The organism is Ralstonia sp. NFACC01, from assembly GCF_900115545.1.
GTDB classification, from domain to species: domain Bacteria; phylum Pseudomonadota; class Gammaproteobacteria; order Burkholderiales; family Burkholderiaceae; genus Ralstonia; species Ralstonia mojiangensis.
The window spans coordinates 385087-411981 of sequence record NZ_FOWV01000002.1 but is presented as its reverse complement, the minus strand read 5'-3'; the positions used below and the strand labels follow the sequence as shown (position 1 = coordinate 411981).

Sequence of the window (26895 nt, the reverse complement as noted above, 5' to 3'; positions counted from 1 at the left end):
CATGATCCAAGGTGCACTGCCCTGCAACGTCTGCCAGCAACCGCTGCCAGAACCGATTTATCGCGCCGCGCCGCAAAGCTCGCTGTCTTCCCTGCGCCGCGCCATGGACGGCACGCTCGAGGTCTTCTGCTGCGCCGCGTGCGGCCATATCCAGACCGTCGAACTGTGTGACAACGGCAGCTTCTACGACACCGAGTACGACATCCTCGTGGGCAGCGAGGAAGAAGACCAGATTTACGCCGTCGAGAACGGCCAGAAAATCTTCCGCGCCGATCACCAGGTCGCCACGTTTCAGCGCAAGCTCGCCTTACCGGAAGGTGCGCGCGTGGTCGACTTCGGCTGCGCAAAGAGCGCGACCATGCGCCTGCTGAAGCAGCAACGCCCAGACGTGAACGTCCACCTGTTCGACATCAGCGACCGCTACGTCGGCTTCTGGGAAAAATTCCTGAGCCCCGAACAATGGGCGACGTACACGATCCCGCCGACTTGGCAGCGTTCGTTCGATGTCGTCAGCTCGTTCTTCTCGCTCGAACACATCCCCGACCTGACGACCGCGCTGCGCAACATTCACGGCCTGCTGCGCGACGGCGGCGTGCTGTACGCGATCGTGCCGAATACGTTCACCAATTCGGTGGATTTTCTGGTGGCTGATCACGTCAACCATTTCACGCAGCCGTCGCTGCAGACGCTGCTGGCCAACCACGGGTTTGACCTGCTCGAGGCCGACGCGCAAAGCCACCGTGGCGCGTTCGTCGTGACCGCCGTGCGCCGTCCTGGGGACAGCAAAGTCGCGCCCGTGCTCGATGCGCAAGCGTTGGCCGACACGCAGAGCGCCGCCAGCAAGCTTGCCCGCTTCTGGCAGCAAGCCTCTAGCCACCTGACCGACTTTGAAACGCAGCACGGCAGCGCGCCCGCCGTGATCTATGGCGCCGGTTTCTATGGCGCCTACACCGCAAGCAACTTGCAACAGCCGCATGCCCTGCGGGCGTTTGTTGATCAGAACCCGTATCTGCAAGGGTCTTCCCTGGCGGGTAAGCCGGTTGTGGCGCTGGACAGCATTCCGGATGAGGTTGAGGTGGTGTACCTCGCCGTCAACCCCGTCATTGCGGACGAAGTGCGGCACACCGTGGAAGCGGCGTATCCGAATCGCTTCCGCTATTTTCGCTTCCAGCCATGATCGCGCGCGGCTCACTCGTCCTTCGGGAATGGCGCGAGGGCGACATCGCGCAACTGCTGCCACTGCGCAACGATGTGCCGACGCAGTTGCAACTCATGACGCGCCCGCGGCCCAACTCGGCCGCGAGTGTGCGCGACTGGTTGATCGCAAAATCGAAACAGAGCGACCTGGTGCTCTTCGTCATTGCCAGCCAGGCAGATGACAGCGTGCTGGGCTACCTGCAGTTGAACCACATCGATGCGGTCAACCGACATGCTTCGCTTGGCATTTGCCTGGCGTCGTCCGCCCAAGGCAAGGGCCATGGGCGGGCCGCATGCGAAGCCGCGTTTGCCTACGCCAGCGAAACGCTGTGCCTGCGCAAGATCACGCTGGAAGTGCTGGCCGAAAACACGCGCGCCATCGCGCTGTACGAGAAGCTCGACTTCCGCTCCGTCGGCACGTTGGCCGGCCACTACCTGCAAGACAACCGCTGGCACGACGTTGTCCTCATGGAACGGATGCTGGCGTCATGAAGGTCGTGATCACACAACCGATGCTGTTTCCGTGGGTGGGCCTGCTCGAGCAGATCATGCTGGCCGACGTGCTCGTCAATTACGCCGACGTGCAGTTCTCCAAGGGCAGCTTCACCAACCGCGTGCAGATCAAGGAGCCGGCCGGCACGCGCTGGATGACGGTGCCGCTGGAGAAGTTCCACCTCGGCGCGCGCATTGATGAAGTCAAACCGGCTGCCAACGTCGACTGGCGAGTGCAGCATCTGCGCATGCTGGAGCAGGCCTACGAGGCTGCGCCGCATGCAGGCGACATGCTGGCGCTGGTGCGCTCGGTGTACGAAGCCGACTACGCCAACATGGGTGCGCTGGCGCTGGCGTCCATGCGCGCAGTGTGCCGCTACCTCGGCATCGAACTGGACCGCAAGTTTGTCGACGCGCCGGAGCTGGACATTCCCGGGCGCAATACCGATCGCGTGCTCGCCATCGTGAAGAAGCTGCAAGGCGACACCTACATCACCGGACACGGCGCCAAGAACTACCTGGCCCACGCCGAGTTCGAGCAGCAAGGCGTTGCCGTCGAATACATGAACTACGCCATGCGGCCGTATCCGCAACTGCATGGCGCGTTCACCCCGTTTGTCAGCAGCCTGGACCTGATTGCCAATCATGGCCCGGCCGGCAAGCAGTACATGTGCCCTCAGACCCTCCACTGGCGCGAGTTCATCCAATGAGTGAAATCGAAGCAATCCAACCCGAAGCGCCGCAAGACGTGGCGCCCGTGAAGCAGGCGGAGGCCATCCAGCAGGTGGCGCTGAGCGTCTGCATCCCGACCTACAACCGCGCCCGCTATCTCGACAACCTGCTCGCAGAACTGGTCTCGCAGATCGGCGAACTGAAGTTCAGCTACGAATTGCTGATCGGCGACAACTGCTCGACCGATGCCACCGAAGAGGTCGTGGGTCGTTATCAGGACAAGCTGAACATCCGGTATTTCCGCCGCCCGTCGAACCTCGGCTCGGCAGAAAACCTGAACCAGCTCTATCGCAGCGCGCAGGGCAAGTACGTGCTCTATCACGCCGACGACGATCTGCCGATCCTGGCCGAGATCAACAAGAACATCGACATCTTCGAGCGCAACCCGGGCGTGGATGTCATCTTTGCGCCATGGTTCATTCACGACTTGCCGACGCGGCAGGACGTCACCATGTTCTATCGCCAGGACGACAACTACCTGATCGAGCAGCACGATTACGCCAAGCTGCTAGCGCTGGTGTTGTCGCACCACCTCTTTCCGGAGATCTACCTGGCACGCCGCGAGGTGATGGACCGCATCTATTTCAGCGCGCCCGAACCTGCGTTCTACGCCTTCGTGCACGCGGCAGAAATGATCGGCTCCAGCGCGGTGTACTTCAGCAAGACGCCATTCTATCGCTCGGTCTCGCGCTACTTTGCCGATGAAACCCGCGCCCAGGCCGGCAACGAAGAAGTGAAATATGCATGGGACCGCTATCGCGGTGGCCTGGAATACCTGTTCGGCAAGTTTTCGCACACGCTGCCGGCAGCCGAGCGCCCGGAGTGGCTGAACGCCATCAACCAGTTCGTGCTGGCGCGCATGAAGGTCGCGCTGCGTCTGCGCACGCATGAAGGCGGCAACTGGATCGACAACTATTACATCGCCAACCGCATCCGCGCGCTGGGCGAAGTGTCCGATCTGCCGGCGCCGTATGACCTGTACCGTGTCAACGCGGCGTTCGAATACGTGACGAAGCTCGATCCGTTCAAGCCCGAGCCGCCCAAGTACGCCACCCTGCGCCGCGCGCCGCTTCAGGTGTTTCACCATGCGCACGGCTTTGCCGAAACCGAGTTTCTGGTGCTCGACGACGATGACGCCATTCCGCATCACACCATCGTCGTGACGCCAATTCCGATGGACATTGCGGTGCCGGCCGGCCGTGAAGTCCGCTTCGTGTCGGAGCTCGAGACGCTCGCCAAATTTCCCTGAGTCACTGGTCACGCCAACATGGACCTCTCCAACGCCAATTCCGTGGTCTCGCTGATGAACAGCGTGCTGGCACCGTCAAGCGCCGTCGGCGGCAGCACCGCCAGCGGCGATGCCAGCAAACCCAGTGTCGACTTCGGCTCCGTGCTCAAGTCGTCGCTGGACCGTGTCGACGCTTCACAGCAGAAGGCTGAATCCATTTCACGCAGCTTTGAGATGGGCAACAACGACGTGGATCTGCACGACGTAATGCTCTCGCTGCAGAAAGCCAACATCGACATGCAGACTGCCGTGCAGGTGCGCAACAAGCTGGTCTCGGCATACCAAAGCGTCATGAGCATGTCGATCTGAGATCACGCTGCCCCGCCCTTTTTCCACGTTCCGGAAAAGGCTTTCTGGTCGCCCTTGCTATTTATATTGCATGCAATATAATTGCGTCATCGATTTCAAGATCGAGCTCCCGGCCGACATGTCGCCGACCGGGTTTCCTAAATAAGAGGACCCGACCATGAAGACGCTCTACCAGACCCAAGTCACCGCTGAAGGCGGCCGTGCCGGCCATGTTCGCAGCGCCGATGGCACGCTGGATCTGCCCCTTTCGCTGCCGCGCGAACTCGGCGGCGCAGGCGGTGCGGCCACGAACCCGGAGCAACTGTTTGCCGCCGGTTATGCCGCCTGCTTTGAAAACGCTGTGCTGCATGTTGCACGTGGCAAGCAGATCAAGCTGGCGTCGACATCGGTGACGGCCACGGTGGGCATTGGCCCGCGCGAAGATGGCGGGTTTGCGTTGACAGTGTCGCTGGCAGCCACCCTGGGCGGCGTGGATCAGGCGACGGCGGAGGCGCTTGTGACTGCCGCACACGGTGTATGCCCCTATTCGCATGCCGTCCGTGGCAATATTGACGTCCAATTGAACACGGTCACGCGCTGAGCCTTGCTAGCCCTTTTCGGGCCGATGCGGCACTCGTCGCTCGGGCGCCAGACCGTCCCCCCGGGAGTTTTCCGTGAACGACGTGCTGGCGCTCGATCAGCAGCTCTGCTTTCCTTTGTATGCCGCCGGCCATCTGCTGACGCGCCTCTACCGCCCGCTGCTGGATGAACTGGGCCTGACCTATCCGCAATACCTGGTGATGCTGGCGTGCTGGCAGCAGGCGCCGTGCGCCGTGGGTGACCTTGGGCGCACGCTGTACCTCGATACGGGCACGCTTACGCCGCTGCTCAAGCGCCTGGAAGAACAAGGCCTGGTCACCCGCACGCGCGATCCCGATGACCAGCGCCGCGTCGTCATTGAGTTGAGCGATGCCGGCCGCACGCTACGCGAACGCGCCGCCAAGGTGCCCGAAGCGCTTGCGTGCAAGATTCCGCTGGAACGCGATGAAATTGGCGCTACGCGCAACGTGCTGCGCAAGCTGCTCGACGCCCTCGCCACGGCGGAGGAACGCGAATGAGCGCCCCGTCCGCTTCTGCCGATGTGGCGCTGGTCGTCATCGCCCGCAATGAAGCCGCCAGCATTGCGCGCTGCCTGCTCAGCGCGAAGCCATTTGTCGATCGCATGGTGGTGTTGGATACGGGGTCGACTGACGACACCGTCGCCATTGCGCAGTCGTGCGGCGCACTTGTCAGCCACATGGCCTGGACGAACGATTTCTCCGCCGCGCGGAACACGGCGCTGCAGGCGGCCAACGCCGACTGGAACCTCATCCTCGACGCTGACGAATGGCTGGAAAGCGGCGGCGACCATCTGCGCACACTCTGCGGTGCAGAACCGGCAGTGGGCGTGGTGTGCGTCAAGAACGATACCGACGCGGCCGAATCCGCCAGCCAACTGATTGCGTGGATCCCGCGTGTGCTGCCACGCGGCGTGCACTACACCGGGCGCATTCACGAGCAGCCCGTGTCGTCATTGCCTGCGGCGCGCGTGCCAATCGTGGTGCGCCATGACGGCTATACCGCGGTCAGGATGCAGATAAAAGGCGAGCGCAACACACAACTGCTGCTCGATGAACTCACGCACAGGCCGGACGACCCGTATGTGCTGTATCAGCTCGGCAAGGAAACCGAGCTGCATCACGAAGACTACGCAAAGGCCGTGAATTACTACGCGCGCGCCTTCAGCCTTGCGCCGCCTGATGCGCCGTACCGCCGCAACCTGACGCTGCGCTATGTGTACAGCCTGGGCAAGGCCGACCGCATTGAAGAAGCACTGGCGCAAGGCGATGTCGCCATCCAGACGTGGCCAGATTTTCCGGACCTTTGCTTTGCGTTGGGATTGGTTTTGCTGGATGCGGCCGCCAAGCACCCTGATGAGGCGGGCAGCCGGTGGCTACCGCTGGCAGAACAGGTCTTCAACCGCTGCCTTGAGATCGGCGATCAGCCGGAGATGGACGGCAGCGTCGTCGGTCGGGGCAGCTTCCTCGCTGCCCAGCAACTGGCCATCGTGTACCAGATGCAGAGCCACGCGCTCGCACGCAAGTCCGAGCACTATCTGACGCTGTCAAAACAACTGCAGGACGCTTCGTCTCAGTAACGCGCCATGCTGCCGTAAGCGTTGCTTGCGGTAGTGGCGCGGCGCGCCGTGTCGATACGCTTTTGCAGGCGGTCCAGGCGCGGATACACCATGGCGCGCACGCGGGCGTCATCTTCGAGAATACGTACGAGCAGCGTGCGCTTGCGCTCCACGTCTGCGCGCGAGAGTTGCGGATGCGGCTCGGAACGGCGCAGTGCATCCACATAGGCGGCGCTCTCGCGTTCAAGCGTACTGACGACTTCCCAGTTCCCCACTTCGGCCGCGCTCACCATTTCGGCGGTCAGGCGTGCGATGGCTTCGTAGCAGGTGAACAGACTTTCGCTGTCCTTGATCGGGATGTTGCGTTGCATATTGGCTCCAGTTGGGCCGAATTCAGTCAAAGGTCGCTTACTACAAACGACCGGCAATCAGCTCACAACGCTCAGGTGGCTGTTCGCCACGGCGGTGCCAGGCTGGCCCATCTGGCCAATGGCGAGCCACGCATCCTGCAGCGGGACAAGCAACGCGTCCACTTCGGCGAGGATCGTCAGATCGTTGTTGCCGTGGGCCACCAGCAGGCGGCGCAGCATGTAGTCGTACAGATTGTTCAGTTGCACGGCGATGTCGCCGCCGCGCTGGTGATCAAGGCTGGCCTGCAGGCCCTGGCCGATGATCGAGATGGCCTTGTCGAACGCCCGCACCTTGGCCAGCACGTCGCCACGCTGGATGGCGGCGCTGGCCAGGTTGATGGCGGCGCGCGCGCCTTCAAACAACATGGCGATCAGGCGGTGCGGATTGGCGTCTACCACGGACGTCTCGATGCCGACTTGCGCATAGGCACCGATGGCACGGCGTGCAGCGTACATGGAAAAGGTCCTCGCTGTAGTCTGTTTTATTTTGGGTTGTGCTCTAAACCTGAACCTGGCTTAGTTGCTGCTCGAAGTCTGCTTTGTAATGGCCGCGAGCTGCGTCGTCAGGTAATTGCTTGTGTTCGTCATGCTCGCCACCGCTGCCGACAACGCGTTGAACTGCGTGTAGTACAGCGCCTGCTTGTTATCCAGCCGCGTCTGCATGGCGGTGATCTGGCTGGCAAGGGAGGTGAGCGAACTGTTGATCGAGTCCGTCTCGTTCTGCACCATGCCGCTGGACGACAGCAGGTTGGTCATCACCGTGTTGAGCTGGGCAGCGTAACCGCGCTGCACCGTGACCGTGCCACGGGCGCCCAGCGGACCACCGGCAATCTGCACGCTCAAGCCGTCGGTGGCGGAACCGGCGATCCCATACAGGTTCTGCCCCGAGCCGGTCGCTGCCGCGCCGTTGATGGTGCCCTGCACATCCACACCGTTGGCGGCCGTGGGGCTCGCGCCGAAGAGCGACGAAGCCCCCGCGCCCGATACCGAGACCGCCGACACCGAGCCGAACTGGCTATCGGTGATGCTCAGCACGCCACTGGCATTGGCCGACACAGATGCGTTGACCTTGGCGTTCTGCAGCGTGGTCGATGCGTTGATCTGGCTCTGGATTTGCGCAGCCAGCGTCGCCGCGGTGTAGCTGCCGGCCGCCAACGTCACGTTGACGGACATCCCGCTGATGTTGAACGCGAGCGTGTCGTTCACACCCGCCGTGATGGTCGTGTTAGCGGCCGCCGAACCCGTAAGCGTGCCCTGCGTGGCCAACTGCGTCACGTTGACGGCGTAGCTACCGGCCTGCGTGGAATCGGAGAACGTCGGCACGCTGACCAGCGAATCGGTGGCCGTGCCGGTACCGGCAAACAAACCGGCAACCTGGCTGGGCGACTTTGCAATGGCAGCCGACAGCTTGGTGTTGTCCACCGACAGCGTGCCGTCGGAATTCATCGTTACGCCCACACTGCCCAGCGACCGGTAATTGCCGTTGCCCACCGCCTGGCCCAGCACGTCGGTAATCTGGTTGATGAGCGTCTTGGTACTCACGTCGCCAGCCAGCGGGCCGTTGTTAGCCTTGTTGGTGGTGTCGATGTTGGTGAGCGCGTTCAGTTGCGTACGCAGCGCGTTATAGCCGTTCACGAAGTTGGTGACGGCGGTGGTGGTGGCGGTCGGGTCGTTGGCCACCGTCACGTTGGTGCTGCCCGTCTTGGACAGCGTGAACGATGTGCCATCCACCACGTTCGACAACGTGTTGGTCGGGCTCTGCACGGCAATGCCGTTGATCGTACCCAGGGCATTCTGACCCGTGGTCACCTCGGTCATGTTTTGCGTGCCGGCCGGGTCTTGCGAGAGCAGCGATTGCAGCGTCGAGTCGCCTGACACTGAAATCTTCATCTCCGAGCTGGAACCGCCCGCGGTGGACGTCAGCACCAGGCGGTACGGGCTGCCGCTGCCGTCGTTCACGATGCTGGCCGAGACACCCGCGTTGGCCGAGTTGATCGCATCACGGATACCCGCGAGCGTGTTGTTGGACGAATCGATCGTGATCGAGCCACCCGCCAGGTTGCCGTTCTGGGTGAACGTCGAACCGGTGTACTTGCCACCCGAAAGCGAGCCGCCCGACACCGAGCCGAACGAAAACGAAATCGTGGTCGACGCGCCGCTGCCGATGGCGGTCGTGGTGGACGTCTGCCCCTGCGCCGCCAGCACCTGCGATTGCGCAAGCTGCGTGACATTGACCGCGTAGGAACCCGCAGGCGCCGAACCCGTCACCGACGCACTCAGCATCGAAGTGTCGTAGCCGCTGGCCTTCATCGCGCTGTAGTTCGACGCGCTCGTCAGGTTCGACAGCGTGGTCTGGAAGGTCGACAGCGCACTCTTGAGCGACCCCACAGCCGACAACTGGGTCTGGTACGAGCTTTGCTGCGTCTGCAGCTGCGTCAGTGGCAGGCTTTCCACCTTCATGAGGCTGGACACCAGCGAGTTGACGTCGATGCTCGTCCCGATACCGGGAATCGAGATCGGCGGAACGTAGGTGCTGGTCGAGGAGGTGGTAGTGGTAGTCGCCATGATCGGGTCTGATAAGCGTCTGCGCCGGCGGAAGTCTCTCTACACAACGGCACGGGCCGCAGCTTCTTTAGGGCAGGTTATGCAGGCGCCACCCACGAAAAGGAGGGGTATCCGACAAAAGAAAAAAGGCCGACGCCCCGAGGAGCGCCGGCCCTTGGCCCAGCCGCCAGGCGGCAGGGTGGCATTCAGCTTACCGATTAGCCCTTCAGCAGGCTCAGGATGCTGTTCGGTGCCGAGTTGGCTTGCGCCAGCATCGCCGTACCCGCTTGCTGCAGGATGTTCTGGCGAGTCATGTTCGATGTTTCCGACGCATAGTCCGTATCGATCATCACCGACTTGGCGGCAGACAGCGCCGTGTTCGACGAGGTCAGCGTGTTGATGGTCGAGGTCAGACCGCTTTGCTGTGCACCCAGGTCAGCGCGGGCTGCCTTCAGGCTTGCCAGATCGGTGTCGATCTTGGCCTGGGCTGCCGTTGCGTTGGCCGTCGACGTCACGCTCGTGCCGCTCAGCGTGCCGAAGCTTGCCAGGTTGGCGTTGGTGACGGTAGCGACGTCGGTCGATGCGTTCTGACCGTATTGGAACGTGGTCGACGTCACCGAACCATCGAACAGCTTGGCGCCGTTGTAGTTGGCGTTCGTCTCGATGTTCTTGTTGGCCGTGGCCAGCTGTTGGTATTCCTTGTCCAGGTTGGCCTGGTCGGTGGTCGACAGACCGCCGTTGTTGGCTTCCACAGCCAGTTGGCGCATACGTTGCAGGTTGTTTTCAACCTGGCCCAGGTACGAGTCAGCCGTTTGCAGGTACGACTGTGCGTTGTTGGCGTTCTGGATACCTTGGGTTTGCGAGTTCAGCGTGGTCGTCAGGCTGGAGGCCACAGCGTAAGCAGCGGCATCGTCCTTCGCGCTGTTCACGCGCAGGCCGGTCGACAGACGTTGCAGCGAGGTCTGCAGGGCATCCTTCGATGCCGACAGTGCTTGCTGCGTTTGCAGGGACGAGATGTTGGTATTGAGGCTGAGGGACATGACGGCTCCTAAGTTTCCCGATGGTTTGTTGCCCGTGTTTGCTAATTCCGGCTAGGCCGGGCAACGTGACCTGCAACTTGAAGGGGATCAGGTCTGCGTTGTACTCAGGTTATCGGTGGCCTCTGAGGAAAGTTTAGGGTCACCTTGACAAATTTGTGCGTCGGCGGCGGTTTGGGCTTGCGGCCGCCTGACTTGCGGCACCCCTCCAAAAGAGGCGGCGAGCCTGCTTCTTGGCCTGCAGGCCCTCGGCTATACTCGTTCGACCGGTTCATAGGCGCCAGCATCCCTCTATATATAGAGCGCCACACAGTGCACAGATGGGGAGTTGCAAGCCCGCCAGTTCGGCCGGAAGGCCTGCGGGCGGAAAGAAGAGCTCGATGCGAGCCCGCGTTTGACCCGCAACACCCACCATGCTCAATGTCCTGATCGTCGAACCGCACGATATTGCCCGTGTCGGCCTGCGCCAGATCCTCAAGGATTCGCGCCTGGCCCGGCAGATCGAGGCCGTGCCGGACCTGCGCGATGCCAATAACGACCTGCTTGCCCAGCGCGAGTGGGACGTCATGCTCTTCTCGGTGGAATCGGCCACCGGAGACGAATTCCAGACCATCAAGACCGTGCGCCAACAGCATGCGCGCCTGGCCGTGCTGGCACTGGGCCGCCACCCTGAAGCGCTGCTTGCCGTACGGGCGCTGAAGGCGGGCGCCTCTGGCTATCTGCCGATGGACGCCAGCCAGCCGCAACTGCTGGCCGCCGTCAACGCCATCTCCAAGGGCAAGAAATACCTGCCTTCGGACCTCGTGGAAGTCCTGGCCGACAACCTGAATGTCGACTGGGACAAGCCGCGCCACGACATCCTTTCCGACCGCGAATTCCAGACGCTGCGCATGCTCGGCTCTGGCCGCACGCTGGGCGAGATCGCCGAGGCGCTGCAGATCAGCGTCAAGACGGTCAGCGTGTACCGGGGGCGGGTGCTCTCGAAGATGAAGCTGCGCAACAACGCCGAGCTGACCATGTACGTAGTCAGCAACGGCCTGCAACTCTAGGGTGTCCCGTAAAGCTACTGCGCGAGCCGATCTTGGCGGTGCGATGCTCGCCGTACCCATGTACGGCTGCGCTTCTCACGCCAACCTCGGGGCGCTCGCTACGCTTTTCAGGGCACCCTAAAAAACTCTGGATCTACAAGAATCTGGGAACACGCTCGCCGTAGCGGCGCGCGTTCTCGCGCACCAGGTCCTGCACCGCTGCCGGCTCCAGCGGCCGCGTGAGCAGATAGCCCTGAAACTCGTCGCAACCGACTTCGCGCAGAAATTCAAGTTGCCCGGTGGTCTCCACGCCTTCGGCCACGGTCTTCATGCCCATGGCCTGCGCCATCATGATGATGGCCCGCGTGATGGCCGCGCGCTCTGCCACGTGCGGCAGGTCTTGAACGAACGAGCGGTCGATCTTCAGCGTATCGATCGGGAAGCGGTGCAGATACGACAGCGATGAATATCCGGTACCGAAATCGTCCAGGGCCAGCGATACGCCCATCGCGCGCAGCTCGGTGAGCAACGCATGCAATGACGGATCGTCGCGAATCAGAATGCCTTCGGTCATCTCCAGTTCCACCGCGTTGCCGGGCAAGCCGCTGGTCGATAGCGCGCCACGCACCATCGCACTCAGCTGCCCCGAGCTGAATGCCTGGCCCGAGAGGTTGATCGACATGCGCAAGTCCGGCAGCCCGATGCGGCGCCAGCGCGCAAGCTGGTCGCAGGCGGCACGCAGAATCCAGCGGTCGATCTCGACGATCAGGCCGGTTTCTTCGGCGTCCTGAATAAACTGGCCAGGCATCATGCGGCCGAAATCGGCCGAGTTCCAGCGGATCAGCGCTTCCACGCCGACGATGCGGCCGCTCCTGACGTCAACGCGCGGCTGGTAGTCGGCATAGAACTCGTTGCGATCGCTTGCGCGGCGCAAGCCCGATTCAATGCGGAAGCGGCGCGAGACGCGGTCGTCGAGGTCACTCGTAAAAGTCTGGAAGTTGTTGCGGCCGCGCTCCTTTGCCAGGTACATGGCGGCATCGGCCTTGCGCAGCAGCGTGTTCGGGTCGTCGCCGTCGTGCGGCGCCACGGCAATCCCGATTGACACGCCCAGATACAACTCCTGCCCTTCGATATAGAACGGCGCACTGATGGCCGAGAGAATGCGCTCGGCCACACGCCGCGTGCCCAGGCCATCGAGCGCTTCGAGCATGACCACGAATTCATCGCCGCCCAGGCGGGCCACGGTATCGGCTTCGCGCGCGCAGGCCTGCAGGCGGGCAGCGACCTCGCGCAGCAGCATGTCGCCAAACTGGTGGCCCAGCGTGTCGTTGACGTTCTTGAAACGATCCAGGTCGAGGAACATGACCGAAACGCGCGACTGGTTGCGGCGCGCGATTGCCAGCGCGTGCTCCAGGCGATCTTCCAGCGCGGAGCGGTTCAGCAGGCCCGTGAGCGTGTCGTGCGTGGCCAGATGCCGGATGCGCTGCTGCGCTTCGCGGATCTGCGTGATGTCGACTAGCGACACCAGCACCGAGTATGGCGTCGCGCCGGCTTCCGACGCCCGTGGGGAGGCCGTCATCGAATGACCGCCGTCGGCATACAGCGGCGTCCAGTTGCTGGAAACCCACACGGTGCGGCCATCCACGCAGTGCATCCCGAAAATCTGGTTCAACTGCGGCTGACCTTCGGCGATCACGTCCTGATCGGGCCAGTCGGCCTCGTGGATGGACGCGTCGAATTCGTCCACCGCGGCGTTGACAACCGTGGGCAGCAAGCGCCCCACCAGCGCTTCCACCGGCAAACCCAGCAGCCGTGCGGCGCTCGGATTGGCGTAGGTGACGCGGCGGTCTGCCCCACAGACGAGGATGCCCTCTGTCAGCGCGTTGACCATCGACAGCAGGTCCAGCTTCGGGCAGAAGCCCGGCGGCTCTCCGCGCGCAGGACAGTCGGCCGGCAAACCATCGGCATCGACAAGTGCAAGGTCAATACGGGTGGAAAAGGGCAAGGAATTCAAGGCGGCTTCCGGCAAGGCAACGCAGGTATGCAGGGCCGGGACGTGCCGGCGCGTTCCTCCATTACAACGGCACGCACGGGCAAATCTTTCGGGCCAACGTCACTTTTGCGGCGGAACTGGCCACCCGGGGCGGGCGCCAAGGCGCGCGATGCAACATCATTGGCACATGAAAGTGCTTTAAAAACCACTTTTTGTGTACGCACCGCCCGACCCTGCACATCGCAAACGCCCGAGATAAGCGGGATTGACCGCGTTTCTTGCTGGAATGAGCTGGACACAGGTGGGGAAGAATGCCATCCGAGAACCCGACTCTGTGCTTTGCGTTGTTTTACGGTGTGTTGCGCGATGCGAGCCGGGAAAGCCCACCCCCCCCTTAGTCCCCGAGTGATCCCCATGGCCGAAGCCGCTGCCGCCACTACCGCCCCCGCCCCAGCAAAGGGCGGCTCTACCAAGCTGCTGCTGATCATCCTGATCGTGCTCCTGCTCGTCGGCATGGGCGGCGGCGCTGCCTGGTTCTTTCTCGGAGGCGGCAACCACGCCGCATCCGGCCCCGCTGCACCGCCCAAGCCCAAAGAGCCGGTGTTCGTGGCCATGGAAACCCTGACCGTCAATCTGCAGCCCGAGGAAGGCAACGACCGTTATCTGCAGATCGGCATCACATTCAAGAGCTTCGACAAGCATGCCGAAGAAGAGATCAAGGCCTACACGCCTGAGCTGCGCAGCAAGGTCCTGATGCTGCTGGCCAGCAAGACGCCCACCGAGCTGTACCCGGCGGAGGGCAAGGTCAAGCTGTCCAAGGAAATCGTTGAACTGTGCGAACACGTCTTCAAGGCTGTCGGCAAGGAATCACCCGTCGCAGACGTCTTGTTCACCAACTTTGTGATCCAGTGACATGCTCAAGGAAGAGTTTCTTTCCCAGGAGGAAATCGACGCGCTCCTGAAGGGCGTGTCCGATGACGCGGACGACGACCCCGTCGAAGCCGCCGACCCCTCGGGCATACGCTCGTACAACCTGGGCTCGCAGGAGCGCATCGTCCGTGGGCGCATGCCCACGCTGGAAATCATCAACGAGCGGTTTGCGCGCAACTGGCGCATCGGGCTGTTCAACTTCATGCGGCGCAATGCGGAGATTTCCGTCGGGCCGGTGAAGGTGCAGAAGTACAGCGAGTTCATCCGCAACCTGGTGGTGCCGACTTCGCTCAACCTTGTGCACGTCAAGCCGCTGCGTGGCACGGCGCTGTTCGTGTTCGACCCCAACCTGATCTTCCTGGTGGTCGACAACCTGTTCGGTGGCGACGGGCGCTTCCACATGCGCGTGGAAGGCCGCGACTTTACCGACGTGGAGCAGCGCATCATCCAGCGCATGCTGCACCTCGTCTTCGAGCACTACGCCAAGGCGTGGCAGCCGGTCTATCCGATCGATTTCGAATTCCTGCGCATGGAAATGCACACCGAGTTCGCCAACGTGGCCACGCCCAATGAAGTGGTGATCACCACCAGTTTCAGCATTGAGCTTGGCAACAACGGCGGCGACGTGCACATCTGCATGCCGTACACCATGATCGAGCCGATCCGCGACCGGCTCACCTCCGCCATCCAGGGCGAAGCGCTGGAAGTGGACAAGCGCTGGCTGCGGCTGCTGTCGCAACAGGTGCAGACCGCCGAGGTGGAGCTGATTGCCGACCTCGCTACGGCCAAGGTGCAGGTGTCAGACATCCTGAACATGAAGGTCGGCGACGTCATTCCGCTGGAGCTGGATGACTGCGTGACCGCCAAGGTAGACGGTGTGCCCGTCATGGAATGCAACTACGGCACGTTCAACGGCCAATACGCACTGCGGGTCAACCGCATGCTGAATATGAGCGGCAGCGAGGCTGCCACGGAGTCTGACGATGACAACTGAACCGACCATGAACCCCGAAGCCAACGCCGACGACATCGATGTCGAGATGACGATGGAAGAGGCCATGGCCCTGGAAGCCGCGCAGCGTGCCGCGGCAAACCCGCCGGCGGCTGCGCCCGCCGCCGAATCCAACCCGGTGTTCAAGCCCCTGACGGCAGACGGCCTGGGCGGCGCCCAACGCAACGACATCGACATGATCCTGGACATCCCCGTGCAGTTGACGGTGGAGCTGGGTCGCACCAAGGTGCCCATCAAGAACCTGCTGCAGCTCGCGCAAGGTTCGGTGGTAGAACTCGACGCACTGGCCGGTGAGCCGATGGATGTACTTGTCAACGGCTACCTGATCGCCCAAGGTGAAGTGGTGGTGGTCAACGAGAAGTTCGGTATCCGCCTCACCGACATCATCACGCCGTCGGAACGTATCCGTAAGTTGAACCGATAAGCCACACAAGTACGCCGTCAATCGGCACCCTGACAGCAACCAGTGCTCCCCCCGGGCAAGGTGTTGAAATGAACCATGCAGTTGATTGGGCCCGCACGCTAGGCGGGCTGTTTGTAGTGTTGGCGATGATCGTGGCGGCCGGCTGGCTGCTGCGCCGTCTGCAGCAGCGCGCGGGCATGGGCCCCGCAGGTTTAGGCCGGCGCCGCAGCCAGGTGATCACCGTGGTCGCGCAGCAGATGCTGGGCGCCCGCGAGAAGATCGTCGTCGTCGATGTGGAGGGCACATGGCTCGTGTTGGGCGTCACTCAGCAGCACGTGCAGACGCTCCACACGCTGCCGCGCCCCGCTGAAGCCGCCTCCACGCCGGACGATCATTCCGGTGACGGCACTTCGGGCTCCGGCAAGCCGCCCCGCTTTGCCGACGCGCTGTCCATCCAGCTCAAGCGTCATCTGACGGGGAAGTCGGAATGAACGCGCGCACCTTCTTCCGCTGCCTGATAGCAATGGCCCTGCTGGGCGCCGCGCCCGCCGTATTCGCACAGGCGCAACCCGGCCTGCCGCTGCTCACGGGCACCGCTGGGGGCCAAAGCTATTCGCTGCCCGTCCAGACGCTGGTCTTCCTGACGTCACTCGGGTTTCTGCCAGCGATCATTCTGATGATGAGCAGCTTCACCCGCATCATCATCGTGCTGTCATTGCTGCGCCACGCGCTGGGCACGCAAACCACGCCGCCCAATCAAGTGCTGATCGGGCTGGCGCTGTTCCTCACGTTCTTCGTCATGTCGCCGGTGCTCGACAAGGTCTACACCGACGCCTACGTGCCGCTGCGTGACAACAAGATCACCGTTGAACAGGCCATGGATACGGCCGCCACGCCGCTGCGCCAGTTCATGCTCAAGCAGACGCGCGAGCCGGACCTCGCCCTGTTCGTCAAGATGGGCAACATGCCGGCCATTGCATCGCCCGAGCAGACGCCCATGCGCGCGCTCATTCCAGCCTTCGTCACCAGCGAGCTGAAGAGCGCGTTCCAGATCGGCTTTGCCATCTTCATCCCGTTCCTGGTGATCGACATCGTGGTGGCAGCCGTTCTGATGTCGATGGGGATGATGATGGTGACGCCGTCGATCTTCTCGCTGCCGTTCAAGATCATGCTGTTCGTGCTGGTGGATGGCTGGCACCTGCTGCTGGGCTCGCTGGCGCAGAGCTTTGTGCAATGAGCGCCGATAGGAAACCGACATGACACCCGAGTACGTTCTGGATATGGCCCGACAGGCCATGCAGGTCGCGATGATGGTGGGCGCGCCGATGTTGCTGGTGTCGCTCGTCGTCGGCCTGCTGGTGGCCGTGTTCCAGGCCGCCACGCAGCTCAACGAGCAGACGCTGTCGTTCATCCCCAAGCTGCTGGCCGTCGCGGCCACGATGGTGCTGGCCGGCCCGTGGATCGTCGCCGTGATCGTCGACTACACGCGCGGCGTGCTGACCAATATCCCCAACTACGTGAATTGACGACACCTAGCTGACGCAGCCGCCAAATCAACGATGATCCAATTCACCGCCACGCAGCTCAACGGCTGGATCGCCATGTACTGGTGGCCGCTGGTGCGCGTGCTGGCGTTTATCGCCATTGCACCCCCGTTTGCCAACACCGAGATCCCGACGTCGATCAAGGTGGCATTTGGCGTGGTCATCACGGTGGCGCTGGCGCCCATGCTGCCGGTGCCCGCAGGCCTGTCGGTGGGCTCATACGAAGGGCTGTGGATCACGCTGGTGCAGGTGTTGATCGGGCTGGCGCTGGGCTTTTGCGTGCAGCTTGTGTTCTCGGCCATCAGCGGTGCCGGCGAAGTGATGTCGGTGCAGATAGGCCTGGGTTTCGCCTCGCTGCTCGACCCAACGCAAACCGAGAGCAGCATGCTCCTCGGCCGCTTCCTCAGCCTCACGGCCGTTACCGCGTTCATTGCAGGTGACGGCCATCTCGTGCTGCTGCACGCCCTGTTCGACAGCTTCACCGCCCTGCCCGTCTCAGCGTCGCCGCTGGCCAATTCGGGCTGGCAGACGCTGGCCGGGGGCGGCACGATCGTCTTCGCGCTGGCCCTGCGCATCGCCCTGCCCATCATCGCGATCATGATGATCGTCAACCTCGGCTTTGCCGTGCTCTCCCGCACGGCACAGGCGCTCAACCCGTTTGCCGTGGGCATCGCCGCCACGCTCGTGGTGGGGCTGATGCTGGTCATGGTGATGATGACGTCGCTGGCGCCGGTGGTGGAGCGGTCTGTGATGGATGCGCTGGATTTGGGTGGGCGGGCGTTCAGCCAGTTCAGTACGCTGCCGCGGTAAGCGTCTACCGCTCGCGCGGGCAAGCCCCCGGCTCATGCGATGATCGCGGTATTCAGCCGAACGATCTTCAAGGGAGTCTCACCATATGAGCCGCCGTGTTCTTGTGACGGGCGCGAGCCGCGGTATTGGCCGCGCCATCGCCTATCAACTGGCATCCGACGGGTTTGACGTTTCCGTGCATTGCCGCAGCAGCCGTGCAGAGGCCGATGCCATCGTCGCAGACATCCAGGCAAAGGGCGGCATTGCCCGCGTGCTGCAGTTCGACGTGCGCGATCGCGACGCCTGCCGCACACAACTCAACGCGGACCTTGAAGCACACGGTGCCTACTACGGCATCGTCCTCAGCGCAGGCGTCACACGTGACGCTGCCTTCCCCGCCCTGACCGACGAAGACTGGGACATCGTTCTTGAAACCGGCCTGGACGGTTTCTACAACGTTGTGCACCCCCTGACCATGCCGATGGTGCGTGCGCGCAAGGGCGGACGCATCGTCACCATAGCGTCCGTCTCGGGTGTGATGGGCAACCGCGGGCAGGTCAATTACAGCGCGGCCAAGGCCGGCCTGATCGGTGCCACCAAGGCACTGGCAGTGGAGCTTGCCTCGCGCCACATCACCGTCAACTGCGTGGCACCCGGGTTGATCGAAACCGACATGCTGGCCCACCTGGAACACATCGACCAAGCCCTGCAAGCCGTGCCGATGCAACGTGTCGGCCAACCCGCAGAAGTGGCTTCCGTGGTCGGCTTCCTGATGTCGGACGCAGCGTCGTATGTGACGCGACAAGTGATTGGCGTAAACGGAGGCATGATCTGATGACCGCTGAAGCAACACACGTCGACGTCGCCATCATCGGCGCCGGCCCCTCCGGTGCTGTTGCTGCGGCCTTGCTGCGAAAGGCCGGCCACAACGTGCTGGTGCTCGAACGCCAGCATTTCCCGCGCTTCTCCATTGGCGAAAGCTTGCTGCCCCAAAGCATGGCCTACCTTGAAGCGGCGGGCATGCTGCAAGCCGTTGTGGAAGCAGGATTCCAGTACAAGAACGGGGCGTATTTCGTACATCAGGACAAGCACGCGTCCTTCGATTTCCGAGACAAGCATTCCGCTGGCTGGGGCACGACGTATCAGGTTGAACGTGCGGTGTTTGATCAAACATTGATTAAAAGCGCCGCCGAACAAGGCGCCGACGTTCGCTTTGGTCACACTGTGCGCACGATGCAGCCGGGCGATGCGCCTGTGCTGGAGGTAGAAGACGAAGCTGGAAACGCGTATGCCGTACACGCCCGCTTCGTGCTAGACGCCAGCGGTTTTGGCCGTGTGCTACCACGCCTGCTCAATCTTGAAGCGCCCACCCGCATGCCAACGCGTGCCGCGCTGTTCACACACGTGCGCGACGCCTTGCCTGCCGGTAGCACCGATCGCGACAAGATCTGCATCGCCGTTCACCCGGAGCGGCGCGACGTCTGGTACTGGATGATCCCGCTGGCCAACGGCCGCTCGTCAGTCGGCTGCGTAGCCGAAGCGAGTTTCCTCGATGTGCCAGAGGCAGAGCGCGAAGCGACCTTGCGCAAGCTGATCCAGGCCGAACCGAATATTGCAGCGCTGATTGGCGACGCGCCGTTCCTCATGCCCGTGCGACAGATCGGTGGCTACGCGGCCAATGTAGAGCGCCTCTATGGGCCAGGCTATGCGTTGCTGGGCAATGCGGGCGAGTTCCTGGACCCGGTGTTCTCGTCAGGCGTAACGATCGCATTGCGCTCGGCAGACCTGGCAACGCGCGTCCTCGTACGCCAACTCAACGGCGAAACCGTCGATTGGCTTGCCGATTACGACAAGCCGCTACGCAAGGGTGTCGATACGTTCCGGGCCTTCGTTGACCGGTGGTACTCGGGCGAGTTACAGGACATCATCTTCCACCCGCGCCACTCGCCAGGCATTCGCCGCATGATCAGCGCCATCCTGGCGGGCTACGCCTGGGACGAAACGAATCCATTCGTGGTCAATCCGGAGCGGCGCCTCAATACGCTGCACGAGGTATGCCGGCGGGAAATGGCCTGAGGGAAGCGCCGCCCGCGCCCAGGCCTATGCAGCCGGGCCCCGCTCACCGACGGCGCGCCAGCAGATCATCCACCACCGGCACAACGGCCAATAGCATCAGGATGGACGCCAGCGGAATCGTGGCGGCATAGCCCAGATGCTTGAAGCCCAACGCGCCCGCCACGCCGCCCACGAAGAACATCCCCAGCAATGACGCCAGCAGTCGCAGCTTGGGCCGATTGGCCACAACGGCCGGCAGGTTGCGGTGCCCGTGGTTCCAGTAGATCGCCTTGCCGATTTCGATGCCGATATCGGTGGCCAGGCCAGTCACGTGCGTGGTGCGGATTTCCGCTTTCGAAATCTTGGTGATGATGGCGTTCTGCAGCCCCATCAGGAAACACAGCAGTGCCACGGTGGCCGGCACGAACACGACCCGGTATTGCCCAAGCGACGTGCCCATCAGGCCGAAGAGCAACAGCAGCGCGGCCTCGAGCATGAGCGGCAACGCGAATTCGCTCTGCGTGCTGCGCCGGCGGCCCCAGTTGACGAGCACCGCCGTGCAGGCGGCACCGCAAAGGAATGCCAGCAGCGAAGCAAAGCCGGCAAGCACGAGGACGATATCGCCCAGCACAAGCGAGTCGGCCATCGCCGAGACGATGCCGGACATGTGGGAGGTGTACTGCTTGACCGCGAGGAATCCGCCTGCGTTGGCGGCGCCCGCCACGAAGGCCAGCGACTGACCGAGGCGCCGGTTGGCATCCTCTGAGCGTTCCGGGCTGGTCAGGCGGCGAAGATACTGGATGGGCATGACCAGTCCTGACGGTAGGTGAGCCGACATGATACGCCGCGCCCTCCGCCCGCCCGACCGCGCCGCATCAAGGATTGATGTACTGGAACAGCGACATGCCCTGCATGGCCGTGAACGTCTTCTGCGCGGCCTGCAGCGACACCTGCTGCTGAGAAAACTGCGAAATGGCGGTGGTGTAATCCACCGATTGGAGCTTCGAGATCTGCTCCTTCAACTGCTCGCCGTAGTTCGAGCCGCTGCTGTTGAGCGTGGTGATCTGCGCTTGCTGCGTGCCCACCGTCACCTGCGCTTGCAGGGCGACCTGATAAGCATTGTCCAGATTGCCCTGCGCCGTTTGCACGGCCTTTTGCAGGTTCGCGACGTCCGTGGCCTGGGTGGCCGCGTTGATCGGGGTTGACAGCGCCGAGATCAGGTTCTCGTACGTCTTGAAGATGCTCTGGTTGGTGTTCGGGTTGGACGGATCCGAGTTGGGGATGCGCACAAACACCGAATCACCCGACACCGAATTCGGCATCGAAATGTTCTGGGATACCTGCACCGTGGGCGGCTGGCCGCTGCCAACGTACTGCACCGAACCACTGGTGTTGGTGAAAGGATCGGTCGTGCCGTTGGCGCCGCCAAACAGGGCCACGCCCGAGGCATCGCGCTGGTTGGCCGTCGACAGCAGCTGCTGGTACTGCTGCTTGACCTGCGCCAGCACACCAATGCGTTGCGAATCCGTCATCAGCGAGGTGTTGGCACCCACCAATGTCTGCTTGCCCTGCTGCAGCGTGGTCACCAGGTTGGTCAGCGCGGAAGACACGTTGGTCAGACGCGCGTCGGTGGCGTCGCGATTGGCTTGGTATTGATCGTTGGCATCCTGCGTTTGCTGCAGTTGCGCCATTTGACCAAACGCGCTGGGGTTGTCGCCCGCGCTGTTGAGCGCGATGCCGCTCGCAATCTGCTGCTGCAACGTGAGCAGGTTCGATTGCGTGTTCTGCATCGAAGCGGAAGACGCTGCAAAGAATTGGGCGGTACTGACTCGCATGATCGGTCCGGACGGTAGGGCTTTAGGACGTTATCGGCAGGCGGGGCGATTTCTTCAGCCGCCCGATCAGCCGCCGGCAATCGACAGCAAGCTGTCGAACAGCGAATTGGCCGTCTGCATCACCTTGGCCGAGGCCTGGTACGCCTGCTGGTACTTCATCAGGTTCATCGCCTCGTCATCGAGGTTCACCCCCGACACCGACTGCTGCTGTTGCGTAGAGCTGGCCAGCAGCGCCTTCTGCGAGGTCAGGTTGGTGCTGGCGCGGTTGGCCTGCACACCCACTTGGGTGACGAGGTTGTTCCATGCCGAGCCGATCGAGGTCGTGCCGCCGTCCAGCAGATTGCTGTTGCGCAGCTTGGCCAGCGCGCTGGCGTTGCGGTTGTCCGTGCTGTTGGCGGTGTTGGCTGAAATGGCGAACGTGTCGCCGTTGCCGGGCAAGCCCGAAAGCGTCATCTGCACGCCGTTGAACGCGTACGTCGCGCCCTGCGTGTACGGCGCCGTGCCGCCCGTGTACGTGGTGGACGTGCCGCCCACCGTGACCGTCACACTGCCCGGGAACCCCGACAGCGAACCACCCACGGCCGAGCTATACGTCAGGTTGACCGGCGAGGCGAGCGGCGAACCGGCATACGTGCTGTCCACCCCCAGCGACGACACCGTGGCGCTGCCCGTGTTGTTGCTGCCCTGGTTGAGCACCACGGGCGAGGCCGCGGCCACGTTGTGGTAATCGGTCGTGAGCGTCTGCATGGTGGCCGCCGCGTTGGCGGTCGGGCGCACCAGGAAGGAATCGCCGCTGTTCATCGTGCCCGACAGGTTGAGCGTGACGCCGTCAATCGTGGTCGGCCAGCTCGACACCGTTACGGAGGCGGAGCCGTCCGGATAGTGCGAAACGGTGTAGGCGCCGCCCTGGTATTTGACTTGGTAGTCGTAGCCCTGCCCCGCATTGGCGTTGGTGATGCTGGCAGTCAGCGTGCCGCTGCCGGTGTTGCTCGTGCTGGGCGCAACGCTCGGGTTGGCCACGGAGAAGAGGTCCGTGCCCATCTTGCCGTTGGCGTCCATGCCAAGCTTGTTCTGCGCGTTCACGTCGGCCGCCACGGCCGTGGCCAGGCGGCCCAGGCTGTTCTGCGCCGGAATAAGCGTGTTGTTGCGGAAGTCCATCAGGCCGCCGAGCGCACCGCCGCCGAGCTGGCTGTCGTCGATGTTGACCGTACCGCCCGGGCTCTTGTAGCCGACCGACAGTTGCGTCGGGTCGTACTGCGATGGCACCGCCGTCAACTGGTAGCTCTTGTTGCCCTGCACCAGCGCCTGGCCGTTGCCCACGTAGATGTTGAACTGGCCGTCGCCGGTCTGCACCACGCTCGCCTTGATCGACTGATTGAGCGTCTGGACAAGCTGGTCGCGCTGGTCACGCAGGTCGTTGGCCGGCTGGCCGGTCGACGCTTCCGCCTTGGAAATCTGGTCGTTCAGCGAAGCGATCTGCTGCGCCGTGCCGTTGACCGCGCTGATCTGCGTCTGCACCTGCGTGTTGACCTGGCTGTTGAGCGAACTCAACTGGCCGGCAATCGAATTGAAGCGGCTTTGCAGGCCAGCGGCGGCGTTCAGGAAAACCTGGCGCGCGGTGGTGTCCGACGGCTTGGAGGCCAGGCCATCGGCGGCGTTGAAGAAACTGGTGAGCGACGAAGTCAGGCCGCTGTTGCTGTCCGACATGTACTGGCTCAAGCCCGACACCAGGCTATTGAGCTGGTCGGCCGCGCTGGTCGAGGCCTGGCCGCTTTGCACCTGTGCAGTCAGGAACTGGTCGTAGATGCGCTTGACGGTCGTGACATTGGCGCCCTGGCCGAGATAGCCCACGCCGGCATACAGCGGAATGTTTTCCGTCTGCACGGCTTCCTGGCGCGAATAGCCGGGCGTGCTGGCGTTGGCAATGTTGTTGCCGGTCACTTGCAGGTTGATATCGGCAACCCGCAGGCCGGACGCGCCAATATTCAGAAGGGAGCTGCTCATAGTTGTCTCGGTGCGGGCAGCACGAAGCCGCCGGAATAAGCTCTAGAAACAACATCGGCCGGACAAGCGCAAACTTGAGCCGGCCGTCGTCGCCAAAATATGCTTCTTAAATCACTCAAACGATCTGTTTGAGCACCGCCATGATCTTGTGGGCGTAGTTCGGATCCGTGGCGTAGCCTGCGCGCTGCAAGCCCTTGGCAAACGACGCCGCATCGTTGCCGTTGCCCGCTGCCACGACGTTGCTGTAGCGCGGGTTGTTGGCCAGCAGGTTGGCGTAGTCCTTGAACGCCTCGGCATATGAGCTGTACGCGCGGAATTTCTCCTGGACCTTATGGGCCACGCCGCCGATGTATTCGGTGGTGGTCACCGTGGCGGTCTTGCCTGCCCACGAGCCGCCGGCCTTGATGCCGAACAGGTTGTGCGTGTTCGTGCCGTCCTTTGCCTTGATCTCGCGGCGGCCCCAGCCGGACTCCAGTGCGGCATGGCCGATCATGAAGTTGGCGGGAATGCCGGTTTCCTGCGCCGCCTGCGATGCGTGGCCGATCAGCTTGTTGTAGAAACTGCTCATGCGCTCGCCGCGCGGCTCCGATGCCACCGTCGACAGGTCGACTTCTGGCGGCGCGCTGGGGGCCTGCGCCTGGGCATCCGCCTGCTTGCGCAGGGCGGCCAGCGCACGCTGCACGCGTTCTTCCAGGCCCGGGCGCGGCACGGTGCTGATGCCCGAGCCGTCGTCTTCCGTGCCCGGCGCAACGGCTGCGGCCATGCTGTTGAGCGACGAACGGGCGATGGCCTTCGCGGCATCGTTGGTGGCACCGGCGGCACCCGGCAGCGCGGTATTGGTCGCCGTCGTGTTGGACAGCGCGGTATTCACCTTGCCACCCGCATCCGGGTTCACATGGTTGGCCTGACGCAGCATCTGTTTCAGAAGCTGGTCTGCCACGCCCACGCCGCGCGAGGCCATGGTCTGCGAAAGCTGCTGGTCAAGCATCGACGTGTACATCTTGCTCGACGACGAATCGAGCGGCCCGTTCTGCGGCGATGCATCGCGCATCTGCTTGAGCATCATGTTCACGAAGATCGCATCGAACTGCTTGGCGACGGTCTTGGCGGCGCCGGTCGGGTCCGTACGTGCCGTTTGCTTGAGCGACTCGAACCCTCGGGAATCGAGCGCCAGCCGGCTGGTGAGGTCGGTTTGGTTCATCGTGGCCTCCCCAGCGTCAGATGATTTCCAGATCGGCGCGCAGCGCGTTGGCCGCCTTCATCGCCTGCAGGATCGAGATCAGGTCTTGCGGGTTGGCGCCAATCGCGTTGATGGCCTTGACCACGTCCGCCAGGTTGGTGCCGCCCTTCACGTTGATGAGGCTGCCGCCTTGCTGCTTGACCTCGATGTTCGAGCGCGCTGCGGCCACCGTCTGCCCCTGCGAGAACGGCGCCGGCTGGCTGACGACCGGATCTGTGCTGATGGTGACCGACAGGCTGCCGTGCGCCACCGCGCAGGGCTCGAGCTTGACGAGCTGGTTCATGACCACCGAGCCCGTGCGGGCGTTGACCACCACACGTGCGGCGGCCAGCGCCGGTGTCACGTCGATGTTCTGCAGCTTGGCCAGAAAACCGACGCGGTCCGACGCCAGGGCCGGTGCGCGCACGTTGATCGTGCGGCCGTCCGCGGCTTGCGCCGTGTCCGTGCCGAACTGCTTGTTGATGGCGGTGACAATATTCTGCACGGTGCCGAAATCCGTCGTGCCCGTATCGAGCTGGATGCTGCCCGCCTCGCCCACCGTGGCCTGCACGGCACGCTCCACCGTGGCGCCATTGGCGATACGCCCGGCGCCGAGCTGGTTGATCTGCACCTTGCTGCCATTGGCCGATGCGCCTGCGCCGCCAATCACCACGTTGCCTTGTGCCAATGCGTAGAGCTGGCCGTCCACGCCCTTGAGCGGCGTGAGAAGCAGCGTGCCGCCACGCAGGCTCTTGGCGTTACCGATGGACGACACCGTCACGTCGATGGTCTGACCCGGCCGCACAAAGGCAGGCAGCGTAGCCGTCACCACCACGGCGGCGGTGTTCTTGAGCTGGATGCTCGCGCCGGCCGGCACATTGATGCCGAACTGCGTGAGCATGTTGTTGAAGCTCTGGACCGTGAACGGGGTTTGCGTGGTCTGGTCGCCGCTGCCGTCCAGGCCGACGACAAGGCCGTAGCCGATCAGCGCGTTGTCGCGCACGCCGGCAACGGTGGTCAGATCCTTGATGCGATCAGCGTGTGCCGTTGTCGGAACAACTGCGGAAATTGCGCTCAGTGCCACCAGGGCCGCGCCAAGGGTTCGATACAACCTCGTTCGATGCAAAGTCATGGCAGATCCCTCAGAACGGTGACACGGTCAGGAAGAACCGCGACAGCCAGCCCATCTGCTGGGCTTCGGCCACATAGCCCGTGCCGCGGTATTCCATGCGTGCGTCCGCCACCTGGGTAGACAACACGGTGTTTTGATTGTTGACGGTGGTCGGGTTGACCACGCCGGAGAACTTGATCGACTCGGTGCCCTGGCCCACGGCCATCTGCTTCTCGCCGCTGACCACCAGGTTGCCGTTGCCGAGCACTTCCACCACTGTGACGGTAATCGTGGCCGTGAAGTTGTTCTGCGCACCGTTGGCGCCCTTGCTGTCGAACTTGTTGGCGTCGCTGGCCGACACACCCAGCAGCGACAGCACGCCCGGGTTCATGCCGGCAAACGTCGGCACCGAAGCGCTCATGCTGCCCGTGCGGTTGACGCTGCCGGAGGTCTGCTTGCTGGCCGCCGTGTTCTCGGTGATCACGATCGTGATCGTGTCGCCCACCATGTGGGCGCGGCGGTCTTCAAACATGCCGCGGAACCCGCCGCTGCCCGATGCCACTTCCTGGTAGATCGCCCCGTTCTGGCGCGGTGCCATCACCGGCATCGGCGGGCGCGCGGTTGTCGGACCCTGCACGATCGGGGCCGGCGGCGGCAGCATGCCGCACGCCGTAGCGAGCAAGGCGGCCGTGCCAAGCACGGCCAATCGAACGACTCGAACAGCAGACACAGCGCGGCCGCTGTGCTTGCCATTCTGGAGCGAGTAAACCGGGGGGGTATGCATCGCACTACATCCTCAAAAACTGCG

At 63.2% G+C, this 26895-nt stretch carries 29 protein-coding genes; 18 read left to right on the top strand and 11 right to left on the bottom strand.

Annotated elements, in window-relative coordinates; all coding sequences use genetic code 11:
• Position 1: 1 nt before the first annotated feature.
• The 8 genes from BM136_RS06510 (at position 2) to BM136_RS06475 (ending at position 6194) form a co-directional block, all read left to right on the top strand.
• The gene (locus BM136_RS06510) at positions 2–1177 is read left to right on the top strand and encodes a class I SAM-dependent methyltransferase (protein WP_092971080.1); all 1176 of its coding nucleotides are present in this window, start codon (positions 2–4) and stop codon (positions 1175–1177) included.
• Entirely contained in the window at positions 1174–1689 is a 516-nt protein-coding gene (locus tag BM136_RS06505; RefSeq protein ID WP_092971079.1) for a GNAT family N-acetyltransferase, read from the top strand. Before BM136_RS06510 ends, BM136_RS06505 begins: the two co-directional genes overlap by 4 nt.
• A complete protein-coding gene (locus BM136_RS06500) occupies positions 1686–2399 on the top strand; it encodes a WbqC family protein (protein WP_092971078.1) in 714 nt (237 codons plus the stop codon). Before BM136_RS06505 ends, BM136_RS06500 begins: the two co-directional genes overlap by 4 nt.
• Complete coding sequence (locus BM136_RS06495) at positions 2396–3670, top strand: glycosyltransferase family 2 protein (protein WP_092971077.1); 1275 nt, start codon at positions 2396–2398, stop codon at positions 3668–3670. Before BM136_RS06500 ends, BM136_RS06495 begins: the two co-directional genes overlap by 4 nt.
• A gap of 18 nt (positions 3671–3688) precedes the next feature.
• Entirely contained in the window at positions 3689–4018 is a 330-nt protein-coding gene (gene fliE / locus BM136_RS06490) for a flagellar hook-basal body complex protein FliE (protein WP_092971076.1), read from the top strand.
• Between the two features lie 157 nt (positions 4019–4175).
• A complete protein-coding gene (locus BM136_RS06485; RefSeq protein WP_092971075.1) occupies positions 4176–4598 on the top strand; it encodes an organic hydroperoxide resistance protein in 423 nt (140 codons plus the stop codon).
• Between the two features lie 73 nt (positions 4599–4671).
• On the top strand, positions 4672–5115 hold the full coding sequence (locus tag BM136_RS06480; protein WP_092971074.1) for a MarR family winged helix-turn-helix transcriptional regulator: 444 nt from the start codon (positions 4672–4674) through the stop codon (positions 5113–5115).
• Positions 5112–6194: a glycosyltransferase family 2 protein gene (locus tag BM136_RS06475; RefSeq protein WP_092971073.1), complete on the top strand. Its 1083-nt coding sequence runs from the start codon at positions 5112–5114 to the stop codon at positions 6192–6194. The genes BM136_RS06480 and BM136_RS06475 overlap by 4 nt, the downstream gene beginning before the upstream one ends.
• Here the strand turns inward: BM136_RS06475 and BM136_RS06470 are convergent.
• The 4 genes from BM136_RS06470 to BM136_RS06455 all read right to left on the bottom strand — a co-directional run bounded on the left by BM136_RS06470 (position 6188) and on the right by BM136_RS06455 (position 10167).
• The gene (locus tag BM136_RS06470) at positions 6188–6544 is read right to left on the bottom strand and encodes a flagellar protein FliT (RefSeq protein WP_092971072.1); all 357 of its coding nucleotides are present in this window, start codon (positions 6542–6544) and stop codon (positions 6188–6190) included. The genes BM136_RS06475 and BM136_RS06470 overlap by 7 nt on opposite strands.
• 57 nt (positions 6545–6601) lie before the next feature.
• A complete protein-coding gene (gene fliS, locus BM136_RS06465; protein WP_092971071.1) occupies positions 6602–7039 on the bottom strand; it encodes a flagellar export chaperone FliS in 438 nt (145 codons plus the stop codon).
• Between the two features lie 60 nt (positions 7040–7099).
• Positions 7100–9148, bottom strand: coding sequence for a flagellar filament capping protein FliD (fliD, locus tag BM136_RS06460; RefSeq protein ID WP_092971070.1), 2049 nt, complete (start codon positions 9146–9148; stop codon positions 7100–7102).
• Between the two features lie 197 nt (positions 9149–9345).
• Positions 9346–10167 (bottom strand): flagellin N-terminal helical domain-containing protein, encoded by an 822-nt coding sequence (locus tag BM136_RS06455; protein WP_092971069.1) that lies wholly within the window; start codon positions 10165–10167, stop codon positions 9346–9348.
• Between the two features lie 410 nt (positions 10168–10577).
• On the opposite strand from BM136_RS06455, the gene BM136_RS06450 reads away from it, so the two are divergent.
• Positions 10578–11213, top strand: a complete 636-nt coding sequence (locus BM136_RS06450) for a LuxR C-terminal-related transcriptional regulator (RefSeq protein WP_092971068.1) — start codon at positions 10578–10580, stop codon at positions 11211–11213.
• A 133-nt stretch (positions 11214–11346) separates the two neighbouring features.
• Here the strand turns inward: BM136_RS06450 and BM136_RS06445 are convergent, their stop codons facing one another.
• The gene (locus BM136_RS06445; RefSeq protein ID WP_092971347.1) at positions 11347–13083 is read right to left on the bottom strand and encodes a sensor domain-containing protein; all 1737 of its coding nucleotides are present in this window, start codon (positions 13081–13083) and stop codon (positions 11347–11349) included.
• 516 nt (positions 13084–13599) lie between these two features.
• On the opposite strand from BM136_RS06445, the gene fliL reads away from it, so the two are divergent.
• The 9 genes from fliL to BM136_RS06400 all read left to right on the top strand — a co-directional run bounded on the left by fliL (position 13600) and on the right by BM136_RS06400 (position 19939).
• Complete coding sequence (gene fliL / locus BM136_RS06440) at positions 13600–14097, top strand: flagellar basal body-associated protein FliL (RefSeq protein WP_092971067.1); 498 nt, start codon at positions 13600–13602, stop codon at positions 14095–14097.
• 1 nt (position 14098) lies between these two features.
• Positions 14099–15109 carry a flagellar motor switch protein FliM gene (fliM, locus tag BM136_RS06435; RefSeq protein ID WP_092971066.1) on the top strand — a complete coding sequence of 337 codons (1011 nt, stop codon included), beginning with the start codon at positions 14099–14101 and terminating at the stop codon, positions 15107–15109.
• Entirely contained in the window at positions 15099–15551 is a 453-nt protein-coding gene (gene fliN, locus BM136_RS06430) for a flagellar motor switch protein FliN (protein ID WP_092971065.1), read from the top strand. The genes fliM and fliN overlap by 11 nt, the downstream gene beginning before the upstream one ends.
• A gap of 68 nt (positions 15552–15619) precedes the next feature.
• Positions 15620–16021, top strand: a complete 402-nt coding sequence (gene fliO / locus BM136_RS06425; protein WP_092971064.1) for a flagellar biosynthetic protein FliO — start codon at positions 15620–15622, stop codon at positions 16019–16021.
• Complete coding sequence (gene fliP, locus BM136_RS06420; RefSeq protein ID WP_092971063.1) at positions 16018–16767, top strand: flagellar type III secretion system pore protein FliP; 750 nt, start codon at positions 16018–16020, stop codon at positions 16765–16767. The genes fliO and fliP overlap by 4 nt, the downstream gene beginning before the upstream one ends.
• Before the next feature lie 19 nt (positions 16768–16786).
• Positions 16787–17056, top strand: coding sequence for a flagellar biosynthesis protein FliQ (gene fliQ, locus BM136_RS06415; protein WP_004631435.1), 270 nt, complete (start codon positions 16787–16789; stop codon positions 17054–17056).
• A 33-nt stretch (positions 17057–17089) separates the two neighbouring features.
• The gene (gene fliR, locus BM136_RS06410) at positions 17090–17884 is read left to right on the top strand and encodes a flagellar biosynthetic protein FliR (RefSeq protein WP_092971062.1); all 795 of its coding nucleotides are present in this window, start codon (positions 17090–17092) and stop codon (positions 17882–17884) included.
• Between the two features lie 85 nt (positions 17885–17969).
• Positions 17970–18698, top strand: coding sequence for a 3-ketoacyl-ACP reductase FabG2 (locus BM136_RS06405; RefSeq protein WP_092971061.1), 729 nt, complete (start codon positions 17970–17972; stop codon positions 18696–18698).
• Positions 18698–19939, top strand: coding sequence for an NAD(P)/FAD-dependent oxidoreductase (locus BM136_RS06400; protein WP_092971060.1), 1242 nt, complete (start codon positions 18698–18700; stop codon positions 19937–19939). The genes BM136_RS06405 and BM136_RS06400 overlap by 1 nt, the downstream gene beginning before the upstream one ends.
• A gap of 43 nt (positions 19940–19982) precedes the next feature.
• Here BM136_RS06400 and BM136_RS06395 read toward each other — a convergent pair whose 3' ends face one another.
• From BM136_RS06395 to BM136_RS06370, 6 genes are all read right to left on the bottom strand, one after another.
• Entirely contained in the window at positions 19983–20726 is a 744-nt protein-coding gene (locus tag BM136_RS06395; protein ID WP_092971059.1) for a YoaK family protein, read from the bottom strand.
• 67 nt (positions 20727–20793) lie between these two features.
• Positions 20794–21753, bottom strand: a complete 960-nt coding sequence (gene flgL, locus BM136_RS06390; RefSeq protein ID WP_092971058.1) for a flagellar hook-associated protein FlgL — start codon at positions 21751–21753, stop codon at positions 20794–20796.
• Positions 21754–21819: 66 nt separating this feature from the next.
• Positions 21820–23757 carry a flagellar hook-associated protein FlgK gene (flgK, locus tag BM136_RS06385; protein WP_092971057.1) on the bottom strand — a complete coding sequence of 646 codons (1938 nt, stop codon included), beginning with the start codon at positions 23755–23757 and terminating at the stop codon, positions 21820–21822.
• Positions 23758–23872: 115 nt separating this feature from the next.
• The gene (gene flgJ, locus BM136_RS06380; RefSeq protein WP_092971056.1) at positions 23873–24958 is read right to left on the bottom strand and encodes a flagellar assembly peptidoglycan hydrolase FlgJ; all 1086 of its coding nucleotides are present in this window, start codon (positions 24956–24958) and stop codon (positions 23873–23875) included.
• Positions 24959–24974: 16 nt separating this feature from the next.
• Entirely contained in the window at positions 24975–26108 is a 1134-nt protein-coding gene (locus BM136_RS06375) for a flagellar basal body P-ring protein FlgI (protein ID WP_092971055.1), read from the bottom strand.
• A 10-nt stretch (positions 26109–26118) separates the two neighbouring features.
• Positions 26119–26871 carry a flagellar basal body L-ring protein FlgH gene (locus BM136_RS06370; RefSeq protein WP_092971054.1) on the bottom strand — a complete coding sequence of 251 codons (753 nt, stop codon included), beginning with the start codon at positions 26869–26871 and terminating at the stop codon, positions 26119–26121.
• Positions 26872–26895 lie beyond the last annotated feature (24 nt).

What these genes read in the sequence shown, in the direction of transcription:
- BM136_RS06510 (WP_092971080.1), top strand. Translation starts at nt 2, where the DNA reads ATGATCCAAGGTGCACTGCCCTGCAACGTCTGCCAGCAACCGCTGCCA.
- BM136_RS06505 (WP_092971079.1), top strand. Translation starts at nt 1,174, where the DNA reads ATGATCGCGCGCGGCTCACTCGTCCTTCGGGAATGGCGCGAGGGCGAC.
- BM136_RS06500 (WP_092971078.1), top strand. Translation starts at nt 1,686, where the DNA reads ATGAAGGTCGTGATCACACAACCGATGCTGTTTCCGTGGGTGGGCCTG.
- BM136_RS06495 (WP_092971077.1), top strand. Translation starts at nt 2,396, where the DNA reads ATGAGTGAAATCGAAGCAATCCAACCCGAAGCGCCGCAAGACGTGGCG.
- fliE (WP_092971076.1), top strand. Translation starts at nt 3,689, where the DNA reads ATGGACCTCTCCAACGCCAATTCCGTGGTCTCGCTGATGAACAGCGTG.
- BM136_RS06485 (WP_092971075.1), top strand. Translation starts at nt 4,176, where the DNA reads ATGAAGACGCTCTACCAGACCCAAGTCACCGCTGAAGGCGGCCGTGCC.
- BM136_RS06475 (WP_092971073.1), top strand. Translation starts at nt 5,112, where the DNA reads ATGAGCGCCCCGTCCGCTTCTGCCGATGTGGCGCTGGTCGTCATCGCC.
- BM136_RS06470 (WP_092971072.1), bottom strand. Translation starts at nt 6,544, where the DNA reads ATGCAACGCAACATCCCGATCAAGGACAGCGAAAGTCTGTTCACCTGC.
- fliS (WP_092971071.1), bottom strand. Translation starts at nt 7,039, where the DNA reads ATGTACGCTGCACGCCGTGCCATCGGTGCCTATGCGCAAGTCGGCATC.
- fliD (WP_092971070.1), bottom strand. Translation starts at nt 9,148, where the DNA reads ATGGCGACTACCACTACCACCTCCTCGACCAGCACCTACGTTCCGCCG.
- BM136_RS06455 (WP_092971069.1), bottom strand. Translation starts at nt 10,167, where the DNA reads ATGTCCCTCAGCCTCAATACCAACATCTCGTCCCTGCAAACGCAGCAA.
- BM136_RS06450 (WP_092971068.1), top strand. Translation starts at nt 10,578, where the DNA reads ATGCTCAATGTCCTGATCGTCGAACCGCACGATATTGCCCGTGTCGGC.
- BM136_RS06445 (WP_092971347.1), bottom strand. Translation starts at nt 13,083, where the DNA reads ATGGTCAACGCGCTGACAGAGGGCATCCTCGTCTGTGGGGCAGACCGC.
- fliL (WP_092971067.1), top strand. Translation starts at nt 13,600, where the DNA reads ATGGCCGAAGCCGCTGCCGCCACTACCGCCCCCGCCCCAGCAAAGGGC.
- fliM (WP_092971066.1), top strand. Translation starts at nt 14,099, where the DNA reads ATGCTCAAGGAAGAGTTTCTTTCCCAGGAGGAAATCGACGCGCTCCTG.
- fliN (WP_092971065.1), top strand. Translation starts at nt 15,099, where the DNA reads ATGACAACTGAACCGACCATGAACCCCGAAGCCAACGCCGACGACATC.
- fliO (WP_092971064.1), top strand. Translation starts at nt 15,620, where the DNA reads ATGAACCATGCAGTTGATTGGGCCCGCACGCTAGGCGGGCTGTTTGTA.
- fliP (WP_092971063.1), top strand. Translation starts at nt 16,018, where the DNA reads ATGAACGCGCGCACCTTCTTCCGCTGCCTGATAGCAATGGCCCTGCTG.
- fliQ (WP_004631435.1), top strand. Translation starts at nt 16,787, where the DNA reads ATGACACCCGAGTACGTTCTGGATATGGCCCGACAGGCCATGCAGGTC.
- fliR (WP_092971062.1), top strand. Translation starts at nt 17,090, where the DNA reads ATGATCCAATTCACCGCCACGCAGCTCAACGGCTGGATCGCCATGTAC.
- BM136_RS06405 (WP_092971061.1), top strand. Translation starts at nt 17,970, where the DNA reads ATGAGCCGCCGTGTTCTTGTGACGGGCGCGAGCCGCGGTATTGGCCGC.
- BM136_RS06400 (WP_092971060.1), top strand. Translation starts at nt 18,698, where the DNA reads ATGACCGCTGAAGCAACACACGTCGACGTCGCCATCATCGGCGCCGGC.
- BM136_RS06395 (WP_092971059.1), bottom strand. Translation starts at nt 20,726, where the DNA reads ATGCCCATCCAGTATCTTCGCCGCCTGACCAGCCCGGAACGCTCAGAG.
- flgL (WP_092971058.1), bottom strand. Translation starts at nt 21,753, where the DNA reads ATGCGAGTCAGTACCGCCCAATTCTTTGCAGCGTCTTCCGCTTCGATG.
- flgK (WP_092971057.1), bottom strand. Translation starts at nt 23,757, where the DNA reads ATGAGCAGCTCCCTTCTGAATATTGGCGCGTCCGGCCTGCGGGTTGCC.
- flgJ (WP_092971056.1), bottom strand. Translation starts at nt 24,958, where the DNA reads ATGAACCAAACCGACCTCACCAGCCGGCTGGCGCTCGATTCCCGAGGG.
- BM136_RS06375 (WP_092971055.1), bottom strand. Translation starts at nt 26,108, where the DNA reads ATGACTTTGCATCGAACGAGGTTGTATCGAACCCTTGGCGCGGCCCTG.
- BM136_RS06370 (WP_092971054.1), bottom strand. Translation starts at nt 26,871, where the DNA reads ATGCATACCCCCCCGGTTTACTCGCTCCAGAATGGCAAGCACAGCGGC.